Annotated in this window: 21 protein-coding genes; 10 read left to right on the forward strand and 11 right to left on the reverse strand. The window is 68.4% G+C overall.

All coding sequences use genetic code 11. The features are described from left to right. The first annotated feature begins 142 nt into the window (after positions 1–142). The 4 genes from D8I30_RS07395 to D8I30_RS14400 all read left to right on the forward strand — a co-directional run bounded on the left by D8I30_RS07395 (position 143) and on the right by D8I30_RS14400 (position 3,456). Positions 143–505, forward strand: coding sequence for a DUF6481 family protein (locus D8I30_RS07395; protein ID WP_121482171.1), 363 nt, complete (start codon positions 143–145; stop codon positions 503–505). A gap of 297 nt (positions 506–802) precedes the next feature. Further along, on the forward strand, positions 803–1,282 hold the full coding sequence (locus tag D8I30_RS07400; protein WP_121482172.1) for a Dps family protein: 480 nt from the start codon (positions 803–805) through the stop codon (positions 1,280–1,282). A gap of 152 nt (positions 1,283–1,434) precedes the next feature. Then, the gene (locus D8I30_RS07405; RefSeq protein ID WP_121482173.1) at positions 1,435–2,631 is read left to right on the forward strand and encodes a cell wall hydrolase; all 1,197 of its coding nucleotides are present in this window, start codon (positions 1,435–1,437) and stop codon (positions 2,629–2,631) included. Positions 2,632–3,135: 504 nt separating this feature from the next. Continuing rightward, positions 3,136–3,456 carry a hypothetical protein gene (locus D8I30_RS14400; RefSeq protein ID WP_162938832.1) on the forward strand — a complete coding sequence of 107 codons (321 nt, stop codon included), beginning with the start codon at positions 3,136–3,138 and terminating at the stop codon, positions 3,454–3,456. An 80-nt stretch (positions 3,457–3,536) separates the two neighbouring features. On the opposite strand, the gene trxB is transcribed toward D8I30_RS14400, so the two are convergent. The 10 genes from trxB to D8I30_RS07455 all read right to left on the reverse strand — a co-directional run bounded on the left by trxB (position 3,537) and on the right by D8I30_RS07455 (position 13,659). Then, positions 3,537–4,544 carry a thioredoxin-disulfide reductase gene (trxB, locus tag D8I30_RS07410; protein ID WP_121482174.1) on the reverse strand — a complete coding sequence of 336 codons (1,008 nt, stop codon included), beginning with the start codon at positions 4,542–4,544 and terminating at the stop codon, positions 3,537–3,539. A 123-nt stretch (positions 4,545–4,667) separates the two neighbouring features. Continuing rightward, a complete protein-coding gene (locus tag D8I30_RS07415) occupies positions 4,668–5,012 on the reverse strand; it encodes a hypothetical protein (protein ID WP_121482175.1) in 345 nt (114 codons plus the stop codon). Positions 5,013–5,209: 197 nt separating this feature from the next. Beyond that, positions 5,210–6,187, reverse strand: a complete 978-nt coding sequence (locus D8I30_RS07420) for a mitochondrial fission ELM1 family protein (protein WP_121482176.1) — start codon at positions 6,185–6,187, stop codon at positions 5,210–5,212. A gap of 157 nt (positions 6,188–6,344) precedes the next feature. Continuing rightward, positions 6,345–6,818 carry a transcription elongation factor GreA gene (greA, locus tag D8I30_RS07425; protein ID WP_121482177.1) on the reverse strand — a complete coding sequence of 158 codons (474 nt, stop codon included), beginning with the start codon at positions 6,816–6,818 and terminating at the stop codon, positions 6,345–6,347. A 198-nt stretch (positions 6,819–7,016) separates the two neighbouring features. Next, positions 7,017–7,202 (reverse strand): hypothetical protein, encoded by a 186-nt coding sequence (locus D8I30_RS07430; protein ID WP_121482178.1) that lies wholly within the window; start codon positions 7,200–7,202, stop codon positions 7,017–7,019. A 94-nt stretch (positions 7,203–7,296) separates the two neighbouring features. After that, positions 7,297–8,625, reverse strand: coding sequence for an amidohydrolase (locus D8I30_RS07435; protein ID WP_121482179.1), 1,329 nt, complete (start codon positions 8,623–8,625; stop codon positions 7,297–7,299). A gap of 62 nt (positions 8,626–8,687) precedes the next feature. Beyond that, the gene (locus tag D8I30_RS07440) at positions 8,688–8,996 is read right to left on the reverse strand and encodes a DUF1294 domain-containing protein (RefSeq protein WP_121482180.1); all 309 of its coding nucleotides are present in this window, start codon (positions 8,994–8,996) and stop codon (positions 8,688–8,690) included. 186 nt (positions 8,997–9,182) lie between these two features. Further along, entirely contained in the window at positions 9,183–12,482 is a 3,300-nt protein-coding gene (carB, locus tag D8I30_RS07445) for a carbamoyl-phosphate synthase large subunit (protein ID WP_121482181.1), read from the reverse strand. 10 nt (positions 12,483–12,492) lie between these two features. Then, positions 12,493–12,813, reverse strand: a complete 321-nt coding sequence (locus tag D8I30_RS07450) for a ribonuclease E inhibitor RraB (protein ID WP_121482182.1) — start codon at positions 12,811–12,813, stop codon at positions 12,493–12,495. A 144-nt stretch (positions 12,814–12,957) separates the two neighbouring features. Continuing rightward, positions 12,958–13,659, reverse strand: coding sequence for an HAD family hydrolase (locus D8I30_RS07455; RefSeq protein WP_121482183.1), 702 nt, complete (start codon positions 13,657–13,659; stop codon positions 12,958–12,960). Between the two features lie 370 nt (positions 13,660–14,029). On the opposite strand from D8I30_RS07455, the gene D8I30_RS14720 reads away from it, so the two are divergent. From D8I30_RS14720 to D8I30_RS07475, 5 genes are all read left to right on the forward strand, one after another. Next, a complete protein-coding gene (locus tag D8I30_RS14720; RefSeq protein ID WP_240387172.1) occupies positions 14,030–14,314 on the forward strand; it encodes an SDR family NAD(P)-dependent oxidoreductase in 285 nt (94 codons plus the stop codon). Between the two features lie 3 nt (positions 14,315–14,317). Then, the gene (locus tag D8I30_RS14725; RefSeq protein ID WP_240387173.1) at positions 14,318–14,506 is read left to right on the forward strand and encodes a hypothetical protein; all 189 of its coding nucleotides are present in this window, start codon (positions 14,318–14,320) and stop codon (positions 14,504–14,506) included. Positions 14,507–14,515: 9 nt separating this feature from the next. Continuing rightward, positions 14,516–15,823 carry an amino acid permease gene (locus tag D8I30_RS07465; RefSeq protein ID WP_121482184.1) on the forward strand — a complete coding sequence of 436 codons (1,308 nt, stop codon included), beginning with the start codon at positions 14,516–14,518 and terminating at the stop codon, positions 15,821–15,823. A gap of 86 nt (positions 15,824–15,909) precedes the next feature. Beyond that, complete coding sequence (gene carA / locus D8I30_RS07470; RefSeq protein ID WP_121482185.1) at positions 15,910–17,070, forward strand: glutamine-hydrolyzing carbamoyl-phosphate synthase small subunit; 1,161 nt, start codon at positions 15,910–15,912, stop codon at positions 17,068–17,070. Between the two features lies 1 nt (position 17,071). Then, positions 17,072–18,037: a hypothetical protein gene (locus tag D8I30_RS07475; protein ID WP_121482186.1), complete on the forward strand. Its 966-nt coding sequence runs from the start codon at positions 17,072–17,074 to the stop codon at positions 18,035–18,037. 4 nt (positions 18,038–18,041) lie between these two features. Here the strand turns inward: D8I30_RS07475 and D8I30_RS07480 are convergent, their stop codons facing one another. Next, complete coding sequence (locus D8I30_RS07480; RefSeq protein WP_121482187.1) at positions 18,042–19,232, reverse strand: patatin-like phospholipase family protein; 1,191 nt, start codon at positions 19,230–19,232, stop codon at positions 18,042–18,044. A gap of 142 nt (positions 19,233–19,374) precedes the next feature. On the opposite strand from D8I30_RS07480, the gene dnaG reads away from it, so the two are divergent. Continuing rightward, complete coding sequence (gene dnaG, locus D8I30_RS07485) at positions 19,375–21,255, forward strand: DNA primase (RefSeq protein ID WP_121483438.1); 1,881 nt, start codon at positions 19,375–19,377, stop codon at positions 21,253–21,255. Positions 21,256–21,318 lie beyond the last annotated feature (63 nt).

A 21,318-nucleotide genomic window follows, 5' to 3' on the forward strand; every position in this document is an offset into this window, starting at 1 on the left:
TGTATGAACGGGCTTCGCTTGCTTTCGCCCCGAAATTCGGCTTTGGCAGCGCGCCGGGTCGTCTGCGTTCCGCACGCCCGGCAGCCGCCATTCCCGGCGGGCTTCCCTGTTTCAATCCCTTAAAGGACACCCGCCTCTCAGCATGCGCGACCTCAAGAACACCGGCTTCAACGACCGCCTGTCCGCCCAGAAGAACGCCAAACAAGCCCTGCTGGCCCGGTTCAAGCCGAAGCCGGCGGTCCAGGACCCCGAGTTCGAGAAGCTGGCCGCGAAGCGCGCCGCCGAGAAGGAGGCGATCCGCCAGCAGCACGAACTGGCCAAGGCCGAGCTCCGCCGCGAGCGGGCTGAGAAGGACGCCGCCCGCCTGGCCGCCGAGATGGCCGCCCAGGAAGAGGTCGACGCCGCCAAGCGCGCCGCCCGCAAGGAGCGCAAGCAGCTGACCAAGGAAGAGCAGAAGGCCGCGCGCGACGCCCGCTACGCCGCGCGCAAGGCGCGCCAGCGCTAAGACGCTGCGTCCTTCTCCCCTCGCGGGAAAAGGTGGCCGAGCGGAGCGAGGTCGGATGAGGGGTTGCTGGACGCCAGCTTCCCCCCTTCGTCAGACTTCGGAGAAAACCCCTCATCCGTCGGCCTGCGGCCGCCACCTTCTCCCGCAAGGGGAGAAGGACCGCTGGCGCAACGCCGGTGAGGCTCGAGCGTTACGGCAGCGAAGATTCCGGCGACAGGTCGCCGCCCGGCTCTTGGATGTCGGGCGGAAAGACCTAACTGCAAGGCTGGACCTTCGCCACACGCAACAGGAGCAGCCATGACCGCCGCCATCGACACCGGCCTGAAAGCCAAGGAGCGCGAGACCGTCGCGCGCGAACTGTCCAAGGTCCTGGCTGACAGCTTCGCCGTCTATCAGAAGACGCACGGCTATCACTGGAACGTGCGGGGGCCGGAGTTCTTCAGCCTGCACAAGCTGCTGGAACAACAGTACAATGACATCTGGGCCGCCTTGGACGACATCGCCGAGCGCATCCGCGCCCTGGGCGAGCTGGCCCCGCAGAGCGCCTCAGCCTTCGCCAACCTGACCTCGATCAAGGACGGCGATCCCGAGAAGGAGGCGTCCGAGATGCTCAAGGAGCTGATCCAGGATCATGGCGTGCTGATCGCCACGGCCCGCGCCGCCCTCGACGCCGCCGACGAAGCGGGCGACGAGGCCTCGGTCGACCTGATGACCGTGCGTCTGGCCGCCCATGAAAAGGCCGCCTGGATGCTGCGCTCCAGCCTGGGCCAGCGCTGAGCCTGAGCCTGGCGTGACGAGGAGGGTCGCGATTCTCCTCACGGAACGTTAATATCGCCGTCCGAAAAGCGCCGGATTGAGCCGCCAGTAGCGTTTGCTTCGTCTCCGGCGCCGATGCGGGCGCCGCCCGACCGACCCCTCACGTGGAGCCCATGCCGCACCGCCGCCTGCCGCCGCTGAGGATCACCGGACGCCGCGCCCTGGCCGCGGCGCCCGCGGCCCTGGCCGTGACCCTGGCGGCGATGGGGGTGGCCATGTCGGCCAGCTCCTCGCCCCGCCCCGACATCGACCGTACGGTCGAGGCGGTGGCTCGCACGACCGGCGGCGACCTGGGGCCGCAGGGCATGGCGGCCGTCATGGCGCGTCTGGACGCGGCCCAGCTGGCCACGGCGCGACGGCATGACCCGGCGCTGAACCTGCCCGAACTCTATGGGCTGACGCCCGGCTGGGAGAGCCTGACGCTCGGCGGCAAGCCCAGCCTGGACCAGGGCGCCAGCGGCCTTGCGGCCCAGCTACTGAACGCCGCCATGCCCGTGGCCTTGGGGGCCCTGCGCCCGGCCCAGCCCTATGTCTTTCGGCCAGCCAGCGCGGCGGACCGCCAGCGCGCCCTGCGCTGCCTGACCCAGGCCGTCTATTACGAGGCCGCCCTGGAGCCCGACGAGGGCCAGGCGGGCGTGGCTCAGGTGGTGCTGAACCGGGTGCGCGATCCCAACTATCCCGACAGCGTCTGCGGCGTCGTCTATCAGGGCGCCGAGCGGACCACGGGCTGCCAGTTCAGCTTCACCTGCGACGGCTCCCTGGCGCGCGGCCCGGTGCGCTGGGCCTGGGAGCGGGCCGAGCGGGCCGCAGCGCGGGCGCTGAACGGCCATGTGGCGACGCGCGTGGGCACGGCCACCCACTATCACGCCGACTACGTCCATCCCTGGTGGTCGCCGACCCTGGCCAAGATCACCCAGGTGGGGGCGCATATCTTCTATCGCTGGAAGGGCGCGGCCGGAGAGACCGCCGCCTTCGTCGACCGCCCCTCGGGCCATGAGCCGTCCATTGACGAGGCGCGCTTCGCCAGGCCCCGGGTCCTATTGGCCACCGTCGCCGACAGCGTCGAGGAGGCCCTGGCCGGCGCCGCGCCGAACCAACTGCGCACCGTCGAGATCAACGGCCAGACCCGCGTCGTCGGCATCGCCAGCCTGGGCGGCCGCCGTCAGGCCGACAAGGAAGAGATCGCCGCCATCAACGAACGGCTGAAGGCCTATGAGGCGACGTCCACGCCGACCGCCGCCGTGACCGCCCCGCCCCCCGCCGGGGTGACGCCGATGGCCGTCGAAGAGGTTGGCAAGCCGCAGGGATGATCTGGCGGACGCCCGCGCGACGGCGCGCTCGGGCCGGGGAGCAGCCCGTTTGAACGTCTGCTAAGGGTGGTTAGCGGAAACCTTAGAGGTTAGAGGTAGGCCATGAGAAGAACGGTTGCTTCCGGTTCCTGGCTCTATAACGGAAACGTCCGACGGCCCGTTGAAATCACCGCCAAGCCGGTCGGCGAAGCGTCCGCGCGATACGATGATGAGGAACGTCTCGTTCAAAGCAGGCCGATCCCGCAAACACCTGACGGCTATCTCTACGAGGTTGGAGCAACGACGGGTGGCGAGTTTGCATCGCTAGCCGAAGCAAAAGCTTGGGCAGATGCACAGCCTTGGGGCCCGGTGGAGTGGGAAGAGTAGCTAGGAAGGGCTGCTTTGGGTCGATTTGCGACATAGGCATCTGGCCCGAAGCCGGACCTTGGCCAGAAGGCCTGAAGCGGACGCCCCCAACTTCAGCTAGGGGTGGCAAGCGGACATCCTGATGTGCATTCTGCTGATATGAGCAAACCGCTTCGCATCATGCACCGCGACAGTTCTGGCGCGATCAATCTCCCCGACCATGACGCCGGAGATGATCTAGACGGTGTCGAGAGGGCGTTGCTGGAGTTTGGAGCCGAGAAACTCCAAACTGTAGGAAATCCGCTAGAGGAAATGAGACTATATCGACTTGGGCCGATTGATATCGCGCTGACTTGGGACGGCTTCACGGCCGACTTGCAGGTCGTTGGTGAAGGTGACCTGCAAGCCCTTTTCGCCGCAATGTCCGCATCCCACCTTTTTGAGGTCTATCAAACTGCGGGGCAGCCCAAAGTCCGTTGAGGGTCGAAAGCAGTCATGGCCGACGGCGCCGAAAGCGGGCGTTGGCGTCCACGCCCGAGAACGGACCCCCTGACCAGCGCTCACCAAGCGCCGATCTTCTCGGCTTCCTTGTGGCTGATGGGGTGGTGGGCGGCCTTGTGGTCTTCCTCGGCGAGGAAGCGGGCGGCCTCAAGCGCGGCCATGCAGCCCATGCCGGCGGCGGTGACGGCCTGGCGATAGACGTCGTCGGTCACGTCGCCGGCGGCGAAGACGCCCTCGATGGCGGTCGAGGCCGTGCCCGGCTTGACGCGCAGATAGCCGCCGGAGTTGACCTCCAGCTGGCCCTTGAACAGCTCGGACGAGGGGGCGTGGCCGATGGCGATGAAGACGCCGTCGGCGGGGATTTCGGTCAGGTCGCCGGTCTTGACGTTCTTGAGGCGCACCCCGGTGACGTGGGAGGCGCCGGCCTCGCTGACGCCCAGGATCTCGTCGACGGCGGAATCCCACACCACCTTGATCTTGGGGTGGGCGAACAGGCGGTCCTGCAGGATCTTCTCGGCGCGGAACTCGTCGCGGCGGTGAACGACGGTCACGGTCTCGGCGAAGTTGGTCAGGAACAGGGCCTCCTCGACGGCGGTGTTGCCGCCGCCGACGACCACGACCTGCTTGCCGCGGTAGAAGAAGCCGTCGCAGGTGGCGCAGGCCGAGACGCCGAAGCCCTGGTATTTCTGCTCGCTCTCCAGGCCCAGCCACTTGGCCTGGGCCCCGGTGGAGATGATGACCGTCTCGGCCAGCAGCTCGGTCCCCGAATCCAGCGTCAGGCGGAAGGGGCGCTGCGACAGGTCGGCCTTGACGACGATGTCGTGCAGGACCTCGGTCCCGACGTGCATGGCCTGGGCCTGCATCTGCTCCATCAGCCAGGGACCTTGGATGGTCTCGGCGAAGCCGGGATAGTTCTCGACATCGGTGGTGATGGTCAGCTGGCCGCCGGGCTGCAGGCCGGCGATCATCACCGGGTTCAGAGACGCGCGGGCGGCGTAGATGGCGGCGGTCCAGCCGGCGGGGCCGGACCCGATGATGGCGACGCGGACAGTGCGAGGAGTGGTCATGCCCCTATTTAGGCCCTGATTCCCCCAAGTGCGATGCCGCCTCGCCATTTCAAGCGAGGGATAGGCCGAAAGAAGGGCCGCGCCAGCGTGGGCGGACCCACGCAGGCGCGCGCCGTCCACTAATCAGGCAAGGGCCTTGTTCTCGGTTTCCAAGGAACGCGCCGACCGGAGACGTTCCAGCGTATCGGCGACGTTCGACAGAAAGGCTCGACGACGCTCCGCCGCCTCGACGGGGTCGGCGCCATGGCGCATCACGCGGCCGTTGAACAGAGCGGCCTCGTCGCGAATACGCGCGACCAGGGCGGACAGATGGCCCTTGCCCTTGCGCTGGTCCATCAGCTTGGCGTGCGCCTCGGCGTCTCGAACGCGCCGCGCCACGGCTTCATCAACATCCACGCCCATCTCGGCTCGGCCGGCCATCTGGCTGAAGTCATGGGCGTAGAGACGGATGAAGTTTTCTTCGATCAAGTCGGATGTCCTCCAATGACGGCGGTCGAGCCGGGGGCGTGCCAAGACGCAGCCGGTCAGCCGGCGTCTCCGCCGGGGCATTCGGGCTGAAATCTTGTGTTTGAATTCTTCATATGGGGACGGCGACGTCTTTTTGCCACCTCATCGCCCGGAGGCGGGTTTCCATCGTCCATTAGGGAGGTCGCGCAGGCGGGCGTTTAGCGCGACCGCACTGCTTCCAGCACGGCGCGGGCGGCGCGCTCGGTCTCGTTGAGCGGGGCGTAGGTCCAGGGCGCCAGCGTCCCGTCGAAGGGGCGGGCGGCGCCGCGCGCCTGGAGGTCGGCGTGCAGGCGAGCGAACTTGCCCGGCGCCTTCCGGGCGATCATGGGCAGGATGTGGACCGGCTTGCCGGTCGAGGCGGCCTCGGTCGCCATATTGGCGCTGTCCTCGGTGACCAGGACGTGGTCGGCGGCGTCCAGCATGGCGAACAGGGGGTTGTCGCCGGTCCCGTCCCAGATCCAGCCGGGCAGGGCCGACAGGCGCGAGGTCATCGCCGCCTTGGCCGCCTCGGGCGTGCGGCGCGAATAGGTCAGCAGCAGGGAGCCGCCCGCGGTCGTTACGGCGGCGGCGATGCGCTCGGCCAGGTCGGCGGCGTGGGCGGGCGGCAGGTCGAAGGCGGCCGAGGCTCCGCCGACCATGACCGCCACGCGCGGGCGGGGCAGGGGGGCGATGCGGGCGGCGAAGGCGGGCGCCGCCTCGGCCAGGCGCTGCGGCGTGATGCGATGGGGGCTGCCGGTGATCGACAGGACGTTGGCGCCGCTGAGGCCGTCGTGGGCGGGGGCGACGATCAGGTCGTAGCGGTCATTCTTCCAGCGCGGGTCCTGGGTCTGGACCACGAAGGTCCGGCCGCCGCTCCAGTCGCGCACGCGCGCCGACAGGGGCAGGCTGGCGCGGCCCGTGGCGATCCACAGATCAGGCCATTCGGAGACCGTGCGCGGATCGAACGACCCCGGCGCCAGCATGGCGGGGGTCTTGAGCGCCGACGGCAGCCGGTCGAAGGCGGGACGCCAGCGGACGTGTTTGACGTCAACGTCGGCGGGGGTCAGGCGGGCGACGGCCTCGGCCAGGCCCAGGGCCTGGTTCTGGATGCCGGTGCGGCCGTCGGAGACCACCCAGATGGACAGAGGGGCGCTCACCCCTCTCCCTCCCCGTCCCGGGGAGGGGGGTCGCGCAGCGACCGGGTGGGGAGGGCCGGGTGATACGAACGCGGCGTTTGAATAGCCAAGCCGCCCCCACCCGGCCTCGCCTGCGGCTCAGCCACCCTCCCCGGGACGGGGAGGGAGAGGCTTTGTGTTACTTCCACTCGACCTTGAGGATCTCATAGGCCTTCACGCCGCCGGGCGTGTTGACCTCGACCACGTCGCCGACCTCTTTCGAAATCAGGGCGCGGGCGATCGGCGAGGCGATGGAGATCTTGCCCAGCTTCACGTCGGCCTCGTGTTCGCCGACGATCTGATAGACGCCTTCTTCCTCGGTGTCCTCGTCCACGAAGGTGACGGTGGCGCCGAACTTGACCTGGTCGCCCGACAGCTTGGACACGTCGATGACCTGGGCGCGGGACAGCTTGTCCTCGATCTCGGCGATCGAGCCTTCGATCCAGCCCTGACGTTCCTTGGCGGCGTGGTATTCGGCGTTTTCAGACAGGTCGCCATGCTCGCGCGCCTCGGCGATGGCGGCGATCACGCTGGGCCGCTCCACCGACTTCAATTGCTTGAGTTGCTCGTCGAGGGTGCGATAACCCTCGGCCGTCATCGGCACTTTTTCCATTGTGTCGTGAGTTTCTTGCTACGCCCGAAGACAGATGAGAGACGTTTCCGGTGCACCGCGGCCACGGGGGCGTCACGTGACCGGGCAAGGAAGGTAAGGCGCCCGACGCCCAAACTCAAGGTGGCGAAACGGCGGCGGGCGAAATGCGGCCCGCGCTCGGGCGCGGCGCGACGTCGCGCCGCCGAGGCCTGGCCGGGGTCATCGGTCCGGGCGATTCCGGCCGAAGGCGCGCTTCAGGGCGCTCCAGGCGATGAAGCCCAGGGCGGCCAGGGCCAGGAGCATGAAGACGCCGGAGACCACCGCCGTTCCGGCGGCGACGAAGGCGATGACCAGACAGACGGCCGCGAACACGGCCGCGATCAGTTGCAGAACGGACAGACGCATGACGTCTTAACGGCGGCGGGGAGTGGGGGTTGCCTGCCGGGCCGCCCCGGCCGCCGCCTCGCGGGGTCGTGACGGGCGGGCGTGACGAGCGGCCTCAATCGCGCGGCATCAGCGCCTCGGCGGCCAGGACCGAGCCCTCGATCCCCAGGGTGACGGCGGGCTCGGGGGTGATGCGGAACAGGCCCGAATGGTGGCCGGGCGCGCTGTCCGCCTGATCGGCGGGGGTGCCGCCGACACGGAAATAGACGCCCTTCACCCCGCTTTCGGGAGTGACGAAATAGGCGAAGTCCTCCGCGCCCATGCCGCCGCGCGGCTTGTCGATCAGCACCTCCTCGCCGAGGCCCGCCGTCAGGGCGGCGCGCACGCGCGTTGCGGTCTCGGCGTCGTTGATGGTCGGCGGGGTGTTCTCGAGCTTGGAGCGCACGACGGTCGGCAGCTTGTCGTCCGGCACGCCCATCGCCAGGGCCGTGTTCCGGGCGACGCGGTCGATGCCGTCCAGCAACTGGGCGCGGACCTCGGGGCTGTCGGCGCGGACGGTCAGCTGCAGGTCGACGCGATCGGAGATGATGTTGTGCTTGATGCCGCCGCGAATGGCGCCGACCGTGACCACGGCGCCCTCCAGGGGGCTGGTCTCGCGGCTGCGCAGGGACTGCAGCGCCACCACGATGTGCGAGGCGACCAGGATGGGATCGACCCCCAGGTGGGGCGAGGCGCCGTGGGTGCCGACCCCGTGGACGGCGATGTCCACGCTGTCCGAACTGGAGGAGGTGATGTCCAGCGGGACCCCGATCCGGCCCGTCGGGGTGTCGGCCGAGACGTGGAAGGCCAGGGCGTAGTCCGGCTTGGGGAAGCGGGAGTAGAGGCCGTCCTCGACCATGGCGCGGGCGCCGAAGATGCGCTCCTCGGCCGGCTGGGCGACCAGCACCAGGGTGCCCGACCAGTTGGCCTTGCGCGCCTGCATCTGGCGCGCCGTGCCGACCAGGGCGGTGATGTGGACGTCGTGGCCGCAGGCGTGCATGACCGGCTTCTCCACCCCGTCGCTGTCGACCTGACGCACGGTCGAGGCGTTGGCCAGGCCCGACTTCTCCTCGACCGGCAGGCCGTCCATATCGGCGCGGATCATGACGGTGGGGCCGGCGCCGTTCCGCAGCACCGCGACCACGCCGGTGCCGCCGACGCCGGTCGTGACCTCATAGCCGAGGGCGCGCAGCTCCTGGGCCATGCGGGCGGCGGTCTGGACCTCCAGCCCCGACAGCTCGGGATTGCGGTGGAAGTGGTCGAACAGGGCGCCGAGGTTGGCGTCGTAGTCCGCCTTGACCGCCGCCTTCAGCCCGGCGTCGTTTCCCGCGCCTTGGGCCATGACCGGCGCGGCGCCGGCCGCCAGAACCGCCGCCAGAACGGCCGTGATCGTCGCTCGTTTCATGTCGCTCCCCTGATCCCTCAGGCCGAGCTTATGCCTTTCTCCGGGGACGGCAACCGCCGAGATCATAGCCTCCAGGCGGCCAGGCCGGGCAAGACGACATAGGCGGCGGCGGCCAGAAGGCAGAGCACATAGATGGTCAACAGAACGCCAAGCCAGCTTCGGAACGGCTCCTTGCGCGTCTTGTGACGCAGGAATTGCTGACCCATCCAGGCGCCGAAGCCGCCGTAGAGAACCGCCAGCAGCAGGGCGCTCTCCGAAATGCGCCAGCCGCCCGCCCGCGCCCGTTCCTTGTCCAGCCAGAACAGCAGGAAGGCGATCAGGTTTCCGGCCAGCAGGAGCAGCAGGATCAGGTCGATGAGGGGCATGGGCATGGCGTCGCTCGCGCTTGGGGGAGCAGGATGCCGCTGTGAAGACTGAGAAAGCGTTTCCGGCGCCGGGGCGCGTCGGCGAGGGCTTACCGCTCATCCCGGCGGACGCCGGGATGAGCGGGAGAAGGGCTCCACGAAAAAGCCCCCGGCGTCGGAACGCCGGGGGCCGTTTCAGGACTGGGCCGAGGCTCAGTTGTAGCTCTGGATCGGGCGCACATCCATTTCGCCGTGGCGGACGGCGGCGATGCCCTGGGCCGCGGCCAGCGAACCGGCGGCGGTGGTGTAGTAGGGGATCTTCATCATCAGGGCCGTGCGGCGGATGGAGAAGCTGTCGGCCAGGGCCTGCTTGCCGTCCGTGGTGTTGAAGACCAGCTGGACCTCGCCGTTCTTCATGGCGTCGACGATGTTCGGGCGGCCTTCCAGCACCTTCTTGACCAGGCCGACGTCCAGGCCCTGCTCGGTCAGATAGGCGTGGGTGCCGCCGGTGGCGATGACGGCGAAGCCTTGCGCCAGCAGCGTCTTCACCGCCTCGACGATGAAGGGCTTGTCGGCGTCCTTGACCGAGACGAAGGCCGTGCCTTCGGTCGGCAGGATGGTGCCGCCGCCGGTCTGGGACTTGGCGAAGGCGCGGGCGAAGGCGGGGGCCAGATCGGCCTCGCCCTCACGCTTCCAGTCCAGGCCCATGACCTCTCCGGTCGAGCGCATTTCCGGGCCCAGGATGGTGTCGACCCCGGCGAAGCGGGCGAAGGGGAAGACGGCTTCCTTGACCGCGATGTGGTCCAGTTCCTTGTCGACCAGGCCGAAGGACGCCAGCGGAACCCCGGCCATGACCTTGGCGGCGATGGCGGCGACCGGCTGGCCGATGGTCTTGGCCACGAAGGGCGCCGTGCGGCTGGCGCGCGGGTTCACTTCCAGCACGAAGATGCGCGGGTTCTCGCTGTGCGGCTCCTCGATGGCGAACTGCACGTTCATCAGGCCGCGGACCTTCAGGGCCTTGGCCATGGCGGTGGTCTGGCGCTTCAGCTCGGCCACGGTGGCGGGCGAGAGCGAGAAGGGCGGCATGGAGCAGGCGCTGTCGCCCGAGTGGACGCCGGCTTCCTCGATATGCTCCAGCACGCCGGCGACGAAGACGGTCTCGTCGTCGCACAGGGCGTCGACGTCCACTTCGGTGGCGCGGTTCAGATAGTGGTCGATCAGCACGGGATCGCTGCCCGAGACGCGCATGGCCTCATGGACGTAGCGGTCCAGCTGCTCGCGGTCGTGGACGATCATCATGCCGCGGCCGCCCAGGACGTAGGACGGACGCAGGACGACCGGATAGCCGACTTCCTCGGCCTTTTGCGCCGCTTCCTCGGCCGAGCGGGCCAGGGCGTTGGGCGGCTGCTGCAGGCCGATGGCCTGGAGCATCTGCTGGAAGCGCTCGCGGTCCTCGGCCAGGTCGATGGAGTCGACGCTGGTGCCCAGGATCGGCACGCCGTCTTCCTGCAGCGCATGGGCCAGCTTCAGCGGGGTCTGGCCGCCGAACTGGACGACCACGCCGATCAGCTCGCCCTTGGAGCGTTCGACGTCGATCAGCTCCAGCACGTCCTCGGCCGTCAGCGGCTCGAAATACAGGCGGTCGGAGGTGTCGTAGTCGGTCGAAACCGTCTCGGGGTTGCAGTTGACCATGATGCTCTCGACGTCGATGTCGGCGAAAGCGAAGGCGGCGTGCACGCAGCAGTAGTCGAACTCGATGCCCTGACCGATGCGGTTCGGACCGCCGCCCAGGATGACGGCCTTGCGGCGATCCGACACCTCGGCCTCGCAGGCCGGGACCTGGCCCAGGGCGCCGGTCTCATAGGTCGAATACATATAGGCGGTGGCGCTGGCGAACTCGGCGGCGCAGGTGTCGATGCGCTTGAACACCGGGCGCACGTCAAGCGCGCGGCGGGCCTTGCGGACCTCGCCCTCGGTCTTGCCGGTCAGGGCGCCCAGGCGGGCGTCGGAGAAGCCCTTGGCCTTCAGCTTGCGGAAGTCGGTCGCCTGGGTCGGCAGGCCCTGGACGCGGACATGGCCCTCGGTGCGGACGATGTCGGCGATCTGGCGCAGGAACCACGGCTCGTAGGAGCAGGCGGCGTGGACCTCCTCGACCGTCAGGCCGTGGCGGAAGGCCTGGGCGATGACGCGGATGCGGTCCGGCGTCGGCTGGCCGAGCGCGCGCACGACGGCGGCGCGGACCGAGGCGTCGTCCTCGGCGCCGGCCACGCCGTCGATCTCGATCTCGTCGAAGCCGTTCAGGCCGGTCTCCAGGCCGCGCAGGGCCTTCTGCATGGATTCCTGGAAGGTGCGGCCGATGGCCATGACCTCGCCGACCGACTTCATGGCCGTGGTCAGGTGCGGCTCGGAGCCCGGATACTTCTCGAAGGCGAAGCGCGGGATCTTGGTGACGACGTAGTCGATGGCCGGCTCGAACGAGGCCGGGGTAACCATGGTGATGTCGTTCTTCAGCTCGTCCAGGGTGTAGCCGACGGCCAGCTTGGCGGCGATCTTGGCGATCGGGAAGCCGGTGGCCTTGGACGCCAGGGCCGAGGAGCGCGACACGCGCGGGTTCATCTCGATGACGACCATGCGGCCGTCGGCCGGGTTCAGGGCGAACTGGACGTTCGAGCCGCCGGTCTCGACCCCGATCTCGCGCAGCACGGCGATCGAGGCCGCGCGCATCATCTGATATTCCTTGTCCGTCAGGGTCATGGCCGGGGCGACGGTGATGCTGTCGCCGGTGTGGACGCCCATCGGGTCGATGTTCTCGATCGAGCAGATGATGATGCAGTTGTCCGCATGATCGCGGACGACCTCCATCTCATATTCCTTCCAGCCCAGCACCGACTCCTCGATCAGCACTTCGGTGGTCGGCGACAGGTCCAGGCCGCGCTCCACGATCTCGTGGAATTCCTCGACGTTGTAGGCGATGCCGCCGCCGGTGCCCGCGAGCGTGAACGACGGGCGGATGATGGCGGGCAGGCCGACGAAGGCCAGGGCGTCGTCGGCTTCCTCGATGTGGTGGATGGCGCGCGAGCGGGGCGATTCCAGGCCCAGCTTGTCCATGGCGTCGCGGAACTTCTGACGGTCCTCGGCCTTGTCGATGACCTCGGCCTTGGCGCCGATCATCTCGACCCCGTATTTGGCCAGGGCGCCCGAGGCGTTCAGGGCCAGGGCCGTGTTCAGCGCGGTCTGGCCGCCCATGGTCGGCAGCAGCGCGTCGGGGCGCTCCTTGGCGATGATCTTCTCGACCATCTCGGGCGTGATCGGCTCGATATAGGTGGCGTCGGCCACCTCCGGGTCGGTCATGATGGTGGCCGGGTTCGAGTTGACCAGGATGACCCGGTAGCCTTCGGCCTTCAGCGCCTTGCAGGCCTGGACGCCGGAATAGTCGAACTCGCAGGCCTGGCCGATGACGATCGGGCCGGCGCCGATGATCAGGATGGACTGGATGTCTGTGCGCTTGGGCATCGGCGTCTACTCAGTTCGTCACGACCGCGCACTCCCAGCCATCGTAGTCGAGCTGGAAGGCCGCGGCCCAGGTTTGCATCATGGCCGACACAGGCGCGAAGGACGCCTCGTCGACCGCCATCGTCGTCTCCAGGACGGTCATGTCGCCCTGGCCCCGCGTCAGGAAGCCCGCACGGCGGGCCACCTCGCACAGGTCGCCGTGCGCCTCTTCCTCGCCGTAGAAGTAGAACAACGTATGGCGCGGAGTGATCCCGCTGTCGCCTTGCTCTGCGAGCGCGGCGCGCACCATGGCGTCCTTCTCTTCGTGGCTGGTCAGGGCGGCGGTCTCCACGCGCGCAGACGGCCGGGCGCGAGCGCTGTCGCGGCCGATCCGTCCGGGTTGTCGGTTAAGCGGCCCGTTTAGAGAGGGTGGGGCCGGTCGGCAAGGGCCAGATTGGGGCGCGGGCGATTTCTTGGGGGCGGGGTTTGTGGCGACCTACTTGTCGTCGATCGCGGCGATCCAGTCGGGCAGTTCGCCGATGCGGCTGAGGCTGACGTAGCGCGGGTGGGCCTCGGGGGCGTCGGCCAGTTCGTGGGCCCAGGTGACGTGGTAGGGGATGTGCGCCGCCCAGGCCCCGGCCTCGATGGCGGGCAGGACGTCGGACTTCATGGAGTTGCCGGCCATCACCGCCTCGGCCGCGCCCGAGCCATGGCGGGCGAAGACGCGGTCGTAGGTCGAGCGGTCCTTCTCGGAGACGATCTCGACGGCGGCGAACAGTTCGCCCAGCCCCGAGGCGGCCAGCTTGCGCTCCTGGTCCATCAGGTCGCCCTTGGTCACCAGCACCAGGCGGTAGGTCTCGGCCAGCTCGGCCAGCACCTCGTCGACGCCGGGCAGGGTCTCGACCGGATGGGTCAGCATCTCGCGGCCCGCGGCCAGGATCTCGCGCACGATGTGGGGCGGGGCCGAGCCGTCGCACAGCTCCATCGCCGTCTCCAGCATCGACAGGGTGAAGCCCTTCACGCCGTAGCCGTAGAGCCGCAGGTTGCGGCGCTCGACCTCGGCCAGGCGGCCCATCATCACCGGCTCTTCGGCGTGGTCGGCCAGCAGTTCGGCGAAGCGCTTCTGGCTCAGGCGGAAGATGGTCTCGTTGTGCCAGAGGGTGTCGTCGGCATCGAGGCCGACGGTGGTGATGGTCATGGGGGCGTCGTCCAGGCGTGAGGGGCTGCCCGCTTCCTAAACCCGCGTGGATGGCGAGGGTAGGGCGTCATCGGTCCAGAGACGGTTCAGCGGCGTATTCCCGGCGACAGGAGCGCGCGAAAGGTGAAAGACATGAGGACGGGTTCGGCGATCATCGTGGGGGTGTCGGGCGGCGTGGGGAGGGCGCTGGCGCAGCAGCTGGGTCAGGCGGGCGACCGCGTGGTGCACGGCCTGTCGCGTACGCCGGCGGCGCCCATCAAGGGCGTGACGCACGGCTATCTGGATCTGGAGGACGAGACTAGCATGGCCGTCGCCGCCGCGCGCATCGCCGAGGGTCATGCCCCGACCCTGGTCATCGTGGCGACCGGGGGTGCTGCACTCCGGCCAGACGCCCGAACGGAGCTGGCGCGAGTTGTCGGCGGAGCATCTGATGCGCGACTATCGGATCAACGCCGTGGGGCCGGCTTTGGCGGCGCGTCACTTCCTGCCCTTGCTGCCGCGCGACGAGCGGGCGGTGTTCGCGGCCCTGTCGGCGCGGGTCGGTTCAATCGGCGATAACCGGCTGGGCGGCTGGCACAGCTATCGCGCATCCAAGGCGGCGCTGAACATGATCCTGAAGACCCTGTCGGTGGAACTGGCGCGCACCCATCCGTAGGCGGTGGTCGCGGGCCTGCATCCGGGCACGGTGGACACGGCCCTGAGCGCGCCCTTCCAGCGCGGGGTCAAGCCCGAGAAGCTGTTCTCGCCCGCCTTTTCCGCCGCCAGCCTGCTGACGGTGATCGAGGGGCTGACGCCGGCGGACAGCGGCGGCGTATTCGCATGGGACAGCGCGCGAATTCCCGAGTAAAGGGCGCGTATGAGCCAGTTGGACGTCCTGCCTGAACCGTCGCGCCGCATCGGTTGGGGTCTGGCCGCCCTTGTGGTGGCGGGCAACATGATCGGGTCGGGCGTCTATCTGCTGCCGGCCACCCTGGCGCCGACGGGCAGCAGCAGCATCATCGGCTGGCTGGTGTGCGGGGTCGGGGCGGTGACCCTGGCCCTGGTGTTCGGCGGCCTGGGGCGGATGCAGCCGGACGCGGACGGCCTGTCGGACTTCACCCGGCGCGGCATGGGCCGCTTCATCGGCTATCAGACCGGGCTGGCCTATTGGGCCGCCTGCCTGACCGGCAATGTCGCCGTGGCCGTGGCGGGCACCGGCTACCTGGCCTTCTTCATCCCGGCGCTGAAGGAGCCTCTGTGGGGCGCGGTCAGCAACCTGATCCTGATCTGGATCACCACGGCAGCCTATGCGGCGGGGTCGAGGACGGCGGCGCGGTTCGGGGCCGTGACCCTGGTCCTGGGGCTGATTCCGATCGTCCTGGCCATCATCGCCGGCGTCATCGCCTTCAGCGGCGAGACCTTCGCCGCCTCCTGGAGCCCGGCGGGCGAGCCGCTGCTCAAGACGGTCCCGGCCTCGCTGGCCATCATCTTCTGGGCCTTCCTGGGGGTCGAGAGCGCCGCCGCCCTGTCCAGCCTGGTCAAGAACCCGGCGACCGACGTGGGGCGGGCCTCCCTGGGCGGGGTGAGCCTGGCCTTCGTCGTCTATGTGGCCGCCAGCGCGGCCGTGTTCGGCGTCATTCCGGCCGACGTCCTGGCCCATTCGACCAGCCCCTACGCCGACCTGGTGGCGCGGGTCATGGGGGCCTCGGTGGCGGGCCTGGTGGCGGCCTGCGCCGTCATCAAGGCGACCGGCACCATCGCCGGCTGGACCATGATGGGCGGCGAGACGGCGCGCGCCTCGGCCGAGCAGGGCTGGCTGCCGCGCTGGTTCGGCGGGGCGAAGAAGGGCCGCACCCCCGTGAGCAATCCCCTGATCAACGGCGCCCTCATGAGCGCCATGGTGGTGGCCAGCGCCCAGCCGACCCTGGGGCAGCAGTTCGGCGTGCTGATCGGGGTGACCTCGGTGCTGACCCTGTGCCTCTACGCCCTGTGCTCGGTGACGCTGTGGAAGCTGACGGCCAAGGCGGGCTGGCGGGCGCTGGCCGTGGCGGGCGCCGTCTTCTCGGCCTTCGCCGTGGCGGCGGCGGCGGGCGGCTACATCTGGCCCAGCGTGGGCTTCTTCGCGGTGACCAGCCTGGCCTGGCTGTGGGTCCGCAAGGGCCAGGGACGCTTCCAGAACACTTAATCAGGCGACGTGTTGACCCGGCCCCTGCATCTCTTTAGTCACGCCGCCGTTTGTCCGCCCGTATTCACTGCTAGGAGCCCTGCGCCATGACGACTCACATCCTGTCCGGCGCCACCGGCGTCCTCGTGCTCGCAGATGGAACGGTCCTGTCGGGGATCGGCGTCGGCGCCTCCGGTTCGGCGGTCGGCGAGGTGGTCTTCAACACCGCCATGACCGGCTATCAGGAAATCCTGACCGACCCCTCCTACATGAGCCAGATCCTGGCCTTCACCTTCCCCCATATCGGCAACGTCGGCGTGAACCTGGAAGACGTCGAGCAGATCGGCGAGGCGCCCGAGCGCGCCGCCCGCGGCGTCATCTTCCGCGACGTGCCGACCGAGCCGGCCAACTGGCGCGCCACCGGCAACCTGGACGGCTGGATGAAGTCGCGCGGCGTCATCGGCCTGGCGGGCGTGGACACCCGCGCCCTGACCCAGTTGATCCGCGAGAAGGGCGCCCCGCACGCCGTCATCGCCCATGATCCCGACGGCCAGTTCGACCTGGAGGCCCTGACGGCCCAGGCGCGCGACTGGAAGGGCCTGGTCGGCCTGGACCTGGCCAAGGACGCCTCGACCACCCAGGCCTTCGAATGGACCGAGGGCGCCTGGGAATGGCCGACCGGCTACGCCAGGCCCGAGGCCGGCGACAAGTCGGTGGTGGTCGTCGACTACGGCGTGAAGCGCAACATCCTGCGCGCCCTGGCCTCGACCGGGGTGAAGATCACCGTGGTCCCCGCCTCGACCACGGCCGAGGACATCCTGGCCCGCAATCCCGACGGTGTGGTCCTGTCGAACGGTCCGGGCGATCCGGCCGCGACCGGCCAGTACGCCGTGCCCGAGATCAAGAAGCTGTTGGACAGCGGCAAGCCGCTGATGGGCATCTGCCTGGGCCACCAGATGCTGGCCATCGCCCTGGGCGCCAAGACCATGAAGATGGAGCAGGGCCACCACGGCGCCAACCATCCGGTCAAGGACCTGACCACGGGCAAGGTCGAGATCGTGTCGATGAACCACGAGTTCTCGGTCGACCGCGACAGCCTGCCCGAGGCGGTGGTCGAGACCCACGTCTCCCTGTTCGACGGGACCAACTGCGGCATCGCCCTGAAGGACCGGCCGGTGTTCAGCGTCCAGCATCACCCGGAGGCCTCGTCGGGTCCGACCGACAGCCTCTATCTGTTCAAGCGTTTCGTGGATTCCATGGGAGCCTAAGATGGGTTCACCGGCGGCGAAGTCAGCCTATCTGGGCTGGGTCGCCGCCGCGATCGCGGGCGAGAGGGGGGCCTCTCCGACCTTTGCGGCGGGCGAGCATGATCTGATCCTGGGCTACGCCACCGGCTATGACGCCGCGGACGTGGCGATCTTCGTGCGCTCCTTGCGCGCCGTCTATGGCGGCGCGGTGGTCCTGGTGACCGATCAGGCGCCGGCGCTGCTGGCCTTCCTGGCCGAGCACGGGGTGGAGTCGGTCCCGCCCGCGTCCGTCGGCGGCGCCTGGCGGCCGCATCCGGTGATGCAGCGGTTCGCCGCCTTCGACGCCCTGATGAGCGCGCGGCCCTGGGCGCGCAACGTCCTGCTGACCGACGTGCGCGACGTGGTGTTCCAGGCGCCGCCCTTCGACCCGGCGCCCCGGACGTCCGAGTTCTACGTCGAATACGACGGCGGCCTGAAGGGCCATGCCTTCAACATGAAGTATTTGCGCGGCGTCGGCGGCGAGGACGTGGCGCGCGCCCTGGCCGACCGCCCTTGCGTCTGCGTCGGCACCGTCATGGGGCCGCGCGAGTGCATGATCCGCTTCTGCCGCACCCTGCTGATGCTGGCGGCCATTCCCCGCTCGGAGATCGGCGGCGCCTTCGGGGCCGACCAGGCGGCCTGCAACATCGCCCTGCACCTGGGCCTGGTGGAGGGCGAGGTGAAGGCCAACTACGGCCGGATCGCCACCATCGGCCTGACGCCGGGCGAGGTCCTGTCGCTGGACGGGATGGGGCGGATCGTGAACCCCGACGGCGGCGTCAGCCCGATCGTGCACCAGTATGACCGCCACCCGGCCCTGATGGCCGCCATGCGCGCCCGCTGGGGCGGCGGTCTGGAGGTGCGCGAGCGGCGTCGCGCCAAGACCCTGTCCGAGCGCGGCCGCAAGTTGAAGGACTCCCTGGCGCGGCGCCTGCCGGAGCTGCGCTGAGCCGTCAGCTCTCGGGATCGGACGGCGTCGGCGTGAAGCGCGGCGGACGCGGCTGGACCGGGGCGACCTGGGTCTCGAAGGCGCGGCCGGCGCGGGCCTGGGCCTCGCCCGCCTGGAACAGGGCGGTCATGTGGGCCTGGGTGAAGTCCAGGGTGTTCGCCGGCGTCTCGTCGGGAATGGCGGCGACCGACAGGGTCACGCCGTAGCGGCGGGCGAACTGGGTGACGGCGATCAGATCCGAGCGCTGCAAGGCCTTCACCATGGTGTCGAAGCTGCGGGCGGCGATGCCGACGGCCGAGATGCGGGCGACCTCGAAGCGGGGCTCCGACTTGCCGTTGACGACGATCCAGATGCGGGCGTCGTCCAGGGGGCGGCTGATCGGCCCGCTGCCGAGGAACAGGGCCTGGGGCACGACCAGGAAGCTGGAGACCGTACTGCCGTCGACGTGCAGCTCCTGGACGCGCCGCCCCTGATGGGCGACGTCCAGCAGGACGGGCGGGAAGGCGCCGGGGATGCTGGCCGAGGCGATCAGCACATTGACGAACAGCAGGCGCGAGGCCGGGTCGGTGCGCTGGGCGATGGCGCCCATGTCCCAGACGACCTGGGTCTGGGCGTCCAGGCTGGTGGTCGAGACATAGAGGCGCCGTCCCTTGCGATGCTCGGCGGCGATGGCGTCCAGCAGTTCGGGGGTGACGTTGTCGACCACCAGATTGGTCAGGGGCTCGGGCTTGAACACGCCCGGAAAGATCAGGGCGAACAGGCCGCGCGAGCGCAACAGCCGGTCGGTCTGGCCGCTGGTGTAGGCGTGTCGCAGGTCCGGGTCGAACGCCGGGCCGGCGAAGACGAAGGGGGCGATCAGGGCGCCGGTCGAGACCCCCGTCACCACCTCGAAATCGGGCCGGTCGCCGGCCTGGCTCCAGCCGACCATGACGCCCGCCCCATAGGCGCCGTTAGCCCCGCCGCCGGACAGGGCCAGGATGTCGAAGGTCCCGTCGGTGGTCGCCTGGCTGGCGTCGAGCGTCTCGCGCACGAAGCGGTCGCGGGCCTCCTGCGACAGGAAGTCGTAGCGCCACGGCGGACTGGCGGCGGCCAGGTCGGCCGCCTGGAAGGCCGGGCGCGGCATGGTCTGGCAGGCGCCCAGGGCCAGGGCGGCCGTCGGCAGCAGGATCAGGGCCAGAAGGCGAAGAAGGCGCATCGTCGCGAGGACTCCGGCAAGGCTGGGGGACTTAAAGCCCAGTGCGAGCCAGCCGGAAAGAGGAGGCTGTTGGCGTGGCGAAGCCCGACGTTCTAAGGTAGGGGACCCTCCCCCTGACTGAGGGGGAGTGCAGGGGTCTATTTTGCGGTTCGACGAGCGGTTCATCGAGGAGCTGAAGGCGCGCCTTCGGCCGTCCGACATCATCGGGCGGACGGTGAAGCTCAAGCGTCAGGGACGCGAATACGTCGGCCTGAGCCCCTTCTCGAAGGAGAAGTCGCCGAGCTTCTTCGTCAACGATGACAAGGGCTTCTTCCACGATTTCTCGTCCGGCAAGCACGGCGACGTCATCAGCTTCCTGCAGGAGACGGAGCGGCTGAGCTTTGTCGAGGCGGTCAGCCGCCTGGCCGCCGAGGCTGGGATGCAACTGCCCGCCGAGGACCCCCAGGCCGCCGAGCGCGAGCAGAAGCGCCAGGGTCTGGCCGACTGGATGGACCTGGCCCAGAAGTGGTTCGCGGCCAATCTGCGCCGCAACGTCGGCAAGGCGGCGCGCGAATACCTGGAAAAGCGCGGCCTGCCCGAGGACCAGTGGGAGCGCTTCGGCCTGGGCTATGCGCCCAACGACCGCGAGGGACTGAAGGCCGCCTTGATCCAGCGCGGGGCGCGGCCGGGCGATCTGGTCGAGGCGGGGCTGCTGATCGCGCCGGAAGGCGGGGGCCAGCCCTATGACCGCTTCCGCGACCGGCTGATGTTCCCGATCCTGGACGCGCGCGGGCGCATCGTCAGCTTCGGCGGCCGGGCCATGAACCCCGACGACCGGGCCAAATATCTGAACGGGCCGGAGACCTCGCTGTTTCACAAGGGGGCGACCCTCTACGGCCTGCCCGAGGCGCGGCGCATCCTGGGCGTAGAGAAACGGGGCGAGCAGGGGATTGTAGTTGTTGAGGGCTACATGGATGTGATTGCTTGCCAGAGAGCCGGGATCGCAGCAGTAGCGCCTATGGGGACAGCGCTTACCGAAGAGCAAATGGGGCTTTTGTGGCGCACTAGTGCGGAGCCCACTCTTTGTTTCGATGGTGATGGAGCCGGGCAGCGAGCGGCGGCTAGAACTGTTGAAAGAGCGCTCCCGCTATTGAAGCCAGAGCGTAGCTTCCAATTTGTGACGTTGTCGGGTGGACTCGACCCTGACGATATGCTGCGAGAAAAAGGCGCTGCGGCTTTACGTGAAGCTATGCAGCAAACCGTTCCTTTCTCGAAGAAATTATTTGAAAAAGAGTGCTTCGATGTTGGGGCATTGGATACACCTGAAAAGGAAGCATCTTTATTAGTTCGACTCAGGAAGGCTGCTGCGACCATCGCGGATCCTGATCTTTCAAAAACCTATAAAGATTATCTCGTTGGCGCATTTTACCAGCTAGTCAGGCCTACCGAGCAGGAAAAAAAGCAAGCCCATCGCGTCATTTATAGAGACCGTAAGGCTCGCCAAGCGCAGGCGATCATGGATGTGACGCCGGAGGCAAGGCTAGCTGCGAAAAGTCTTTCACAAGCGCCTAAGCCTATAATGTCTGCGGTGATTGAAGGATTGATTTCTTATCCTTCTATTATCTCCGAACGCGCGGAGGTTTTGGGTACGCAGAGCTTTGGTGATCCTGATCTTGATCGTTTGTTAGGTGATTTGGTTCGGATCACTTATGATGTGTCGTCCATGAGTGATGGGCTTCTGCGTTCTCGACTGCGTGCTCTCGGTCATGATGGCATTTTGAAGCGAGTTGATCGGACTGCAAGCATTGCGCATGCGCCGTTTCTAGAGACGGGTATCTCCTTGGAGGAGGCGGAGAAATCGCTCAGGCGAGCAATTGATGCGTTGCTGCAAGCGTTGGCGTTGAATCGGGCGTTGACGGAGCTGAAACGTGATGCCGATTTCGATTTGGTGACTTTTGGGGGACTCAAGGGGCAGCGCGATGCTCTGGAGAGGTACATTTCCAGCGGAGAGATATGGACGGATTCGGAGATGACCGTTCATTGAGGGAGCCGGACCCTTGACTCTGCCGCCCTGCGCCGCCATCTGGCCCAATCGGGTCATGATGCC

The sequence above is a fragment of the Brevundimonas naejangsanensis genome (assembly GCF_003627995.1).
Classification (GTDB): Bacteria; Pseudomonadota; Alphaproteobacteria; order Caulobacterales; family Caulobacteraceae; genus Brevundimonas; species Brevundimonas naejangsanensis_B.

Excerpts from the sequence above, each read along its gene's own strand:
- D8I30_RS07395 (WP_121482171.1), top strand. The coding sequence starts at position 143 with ATGCGCGACCTCAAGAACACCGGCTTCAACGACCGCCTGTCCGCCCAG.
- D8I30_RS07400 (WP_121482172.1), top strand. The coding sequence starts at position 803 with ATGACCGCCGCCATCGACACCGGCCTGAAAGCCAAGGAGCGCGAGACC.
- D8I30_RS07405 (WP_121482173.1), top strand. The coding sequence starts at position 1,435 with ATGCCGCACCGCCGCCTGCCGCCGCTGAGGATCACCGGACGCCGCGCC.
- D8I30_RS14400 (WP_162938832.1), top strand. The coding sequence starts at position 3,136 with ATGAGCAAACCGCTTCGCATCATGCACCGCGACAGTTCTGGCGCGATC.
- trxB (WP_121482174.1), bottom strand. The coding sequence starts at position 4,544 with ATGACCACTCCTCGCACTGTCCGCGTCGCCATCATCGGGTCCGGCCCC.
- greA (WP_121482177.1), bottom strand. The coding sequence starts at position 6,818 with ATGGAAAAAGTGCCGATGACGGCCGAGGGTTATCGCACCCTCGACGAG.
- D8I30_RS07430 (WP_121482178.1), bottom strand. The coding sequence starts at position 7,202 with ATGCGTCTGTCCGTTCTGCAACTGATCGCGGCCGTGTTCGCGGCCGTC.
- D8I30_RS07435 (WP_121482179.1), bottom strand. The coding sequence starts at position 8,625 with ATGAAACGAGCGACGATCACGGCCGTTCTGGCGGCGGTTCTGGCGGCC.
- D8I30_RS07440 (WP_121482180.1), bottom strand. The coding sequence starts at position 8,996 with ATGCCCATGCCCCTCATCGACCTGATCCTGCTGCTCCTGCTGGCCGGA.
- carB (WP_121482181.1), bottom strand. The coding sequence starts at position 12,482 with ATGCCCAAGCGCACAGACATCCAGTCCATCCTGATCATCGGCGCCGGC.
- D8I30_RS07455 (WP_121482183.1), bottom strand. The coding sequence starts at position 13,659 with ATGACCATCACCACCGTCGGCCTCGATGCCGACGACACCCTCTGGCAC.
- D8I30_RS07465 (WP_121482184.1), top strand. The coding sequence starts at position 14,516 with ATGAGCCAGTTGGACGTCCTGCCTGAACCGTCGCGCCGCATCGGTTGG.
- carA (WP_121482185.1), top strand. The coding sequence starts at position 15,910 with ATGACGACTCACATCCTGTCCGGCGCCACCGGCGTCCTCGTGCTCGCA.
- D8I30_RS07475 (WP_121482186.1), top strand. The coding sequence starts at position 17,072 with ATGGGTTCACCGGCGGCGAAGTCAGCCTATCTGGGCTGGGTCGCCGCC.
- D8I30_RS07480 (WP_121482187.1), bottom strand. The coding sequence starts at position 19,232 with ATGCGCCTTCTTCGCCTTCTGGCCCTGATCCTGCTGCCGACGGCCGCC.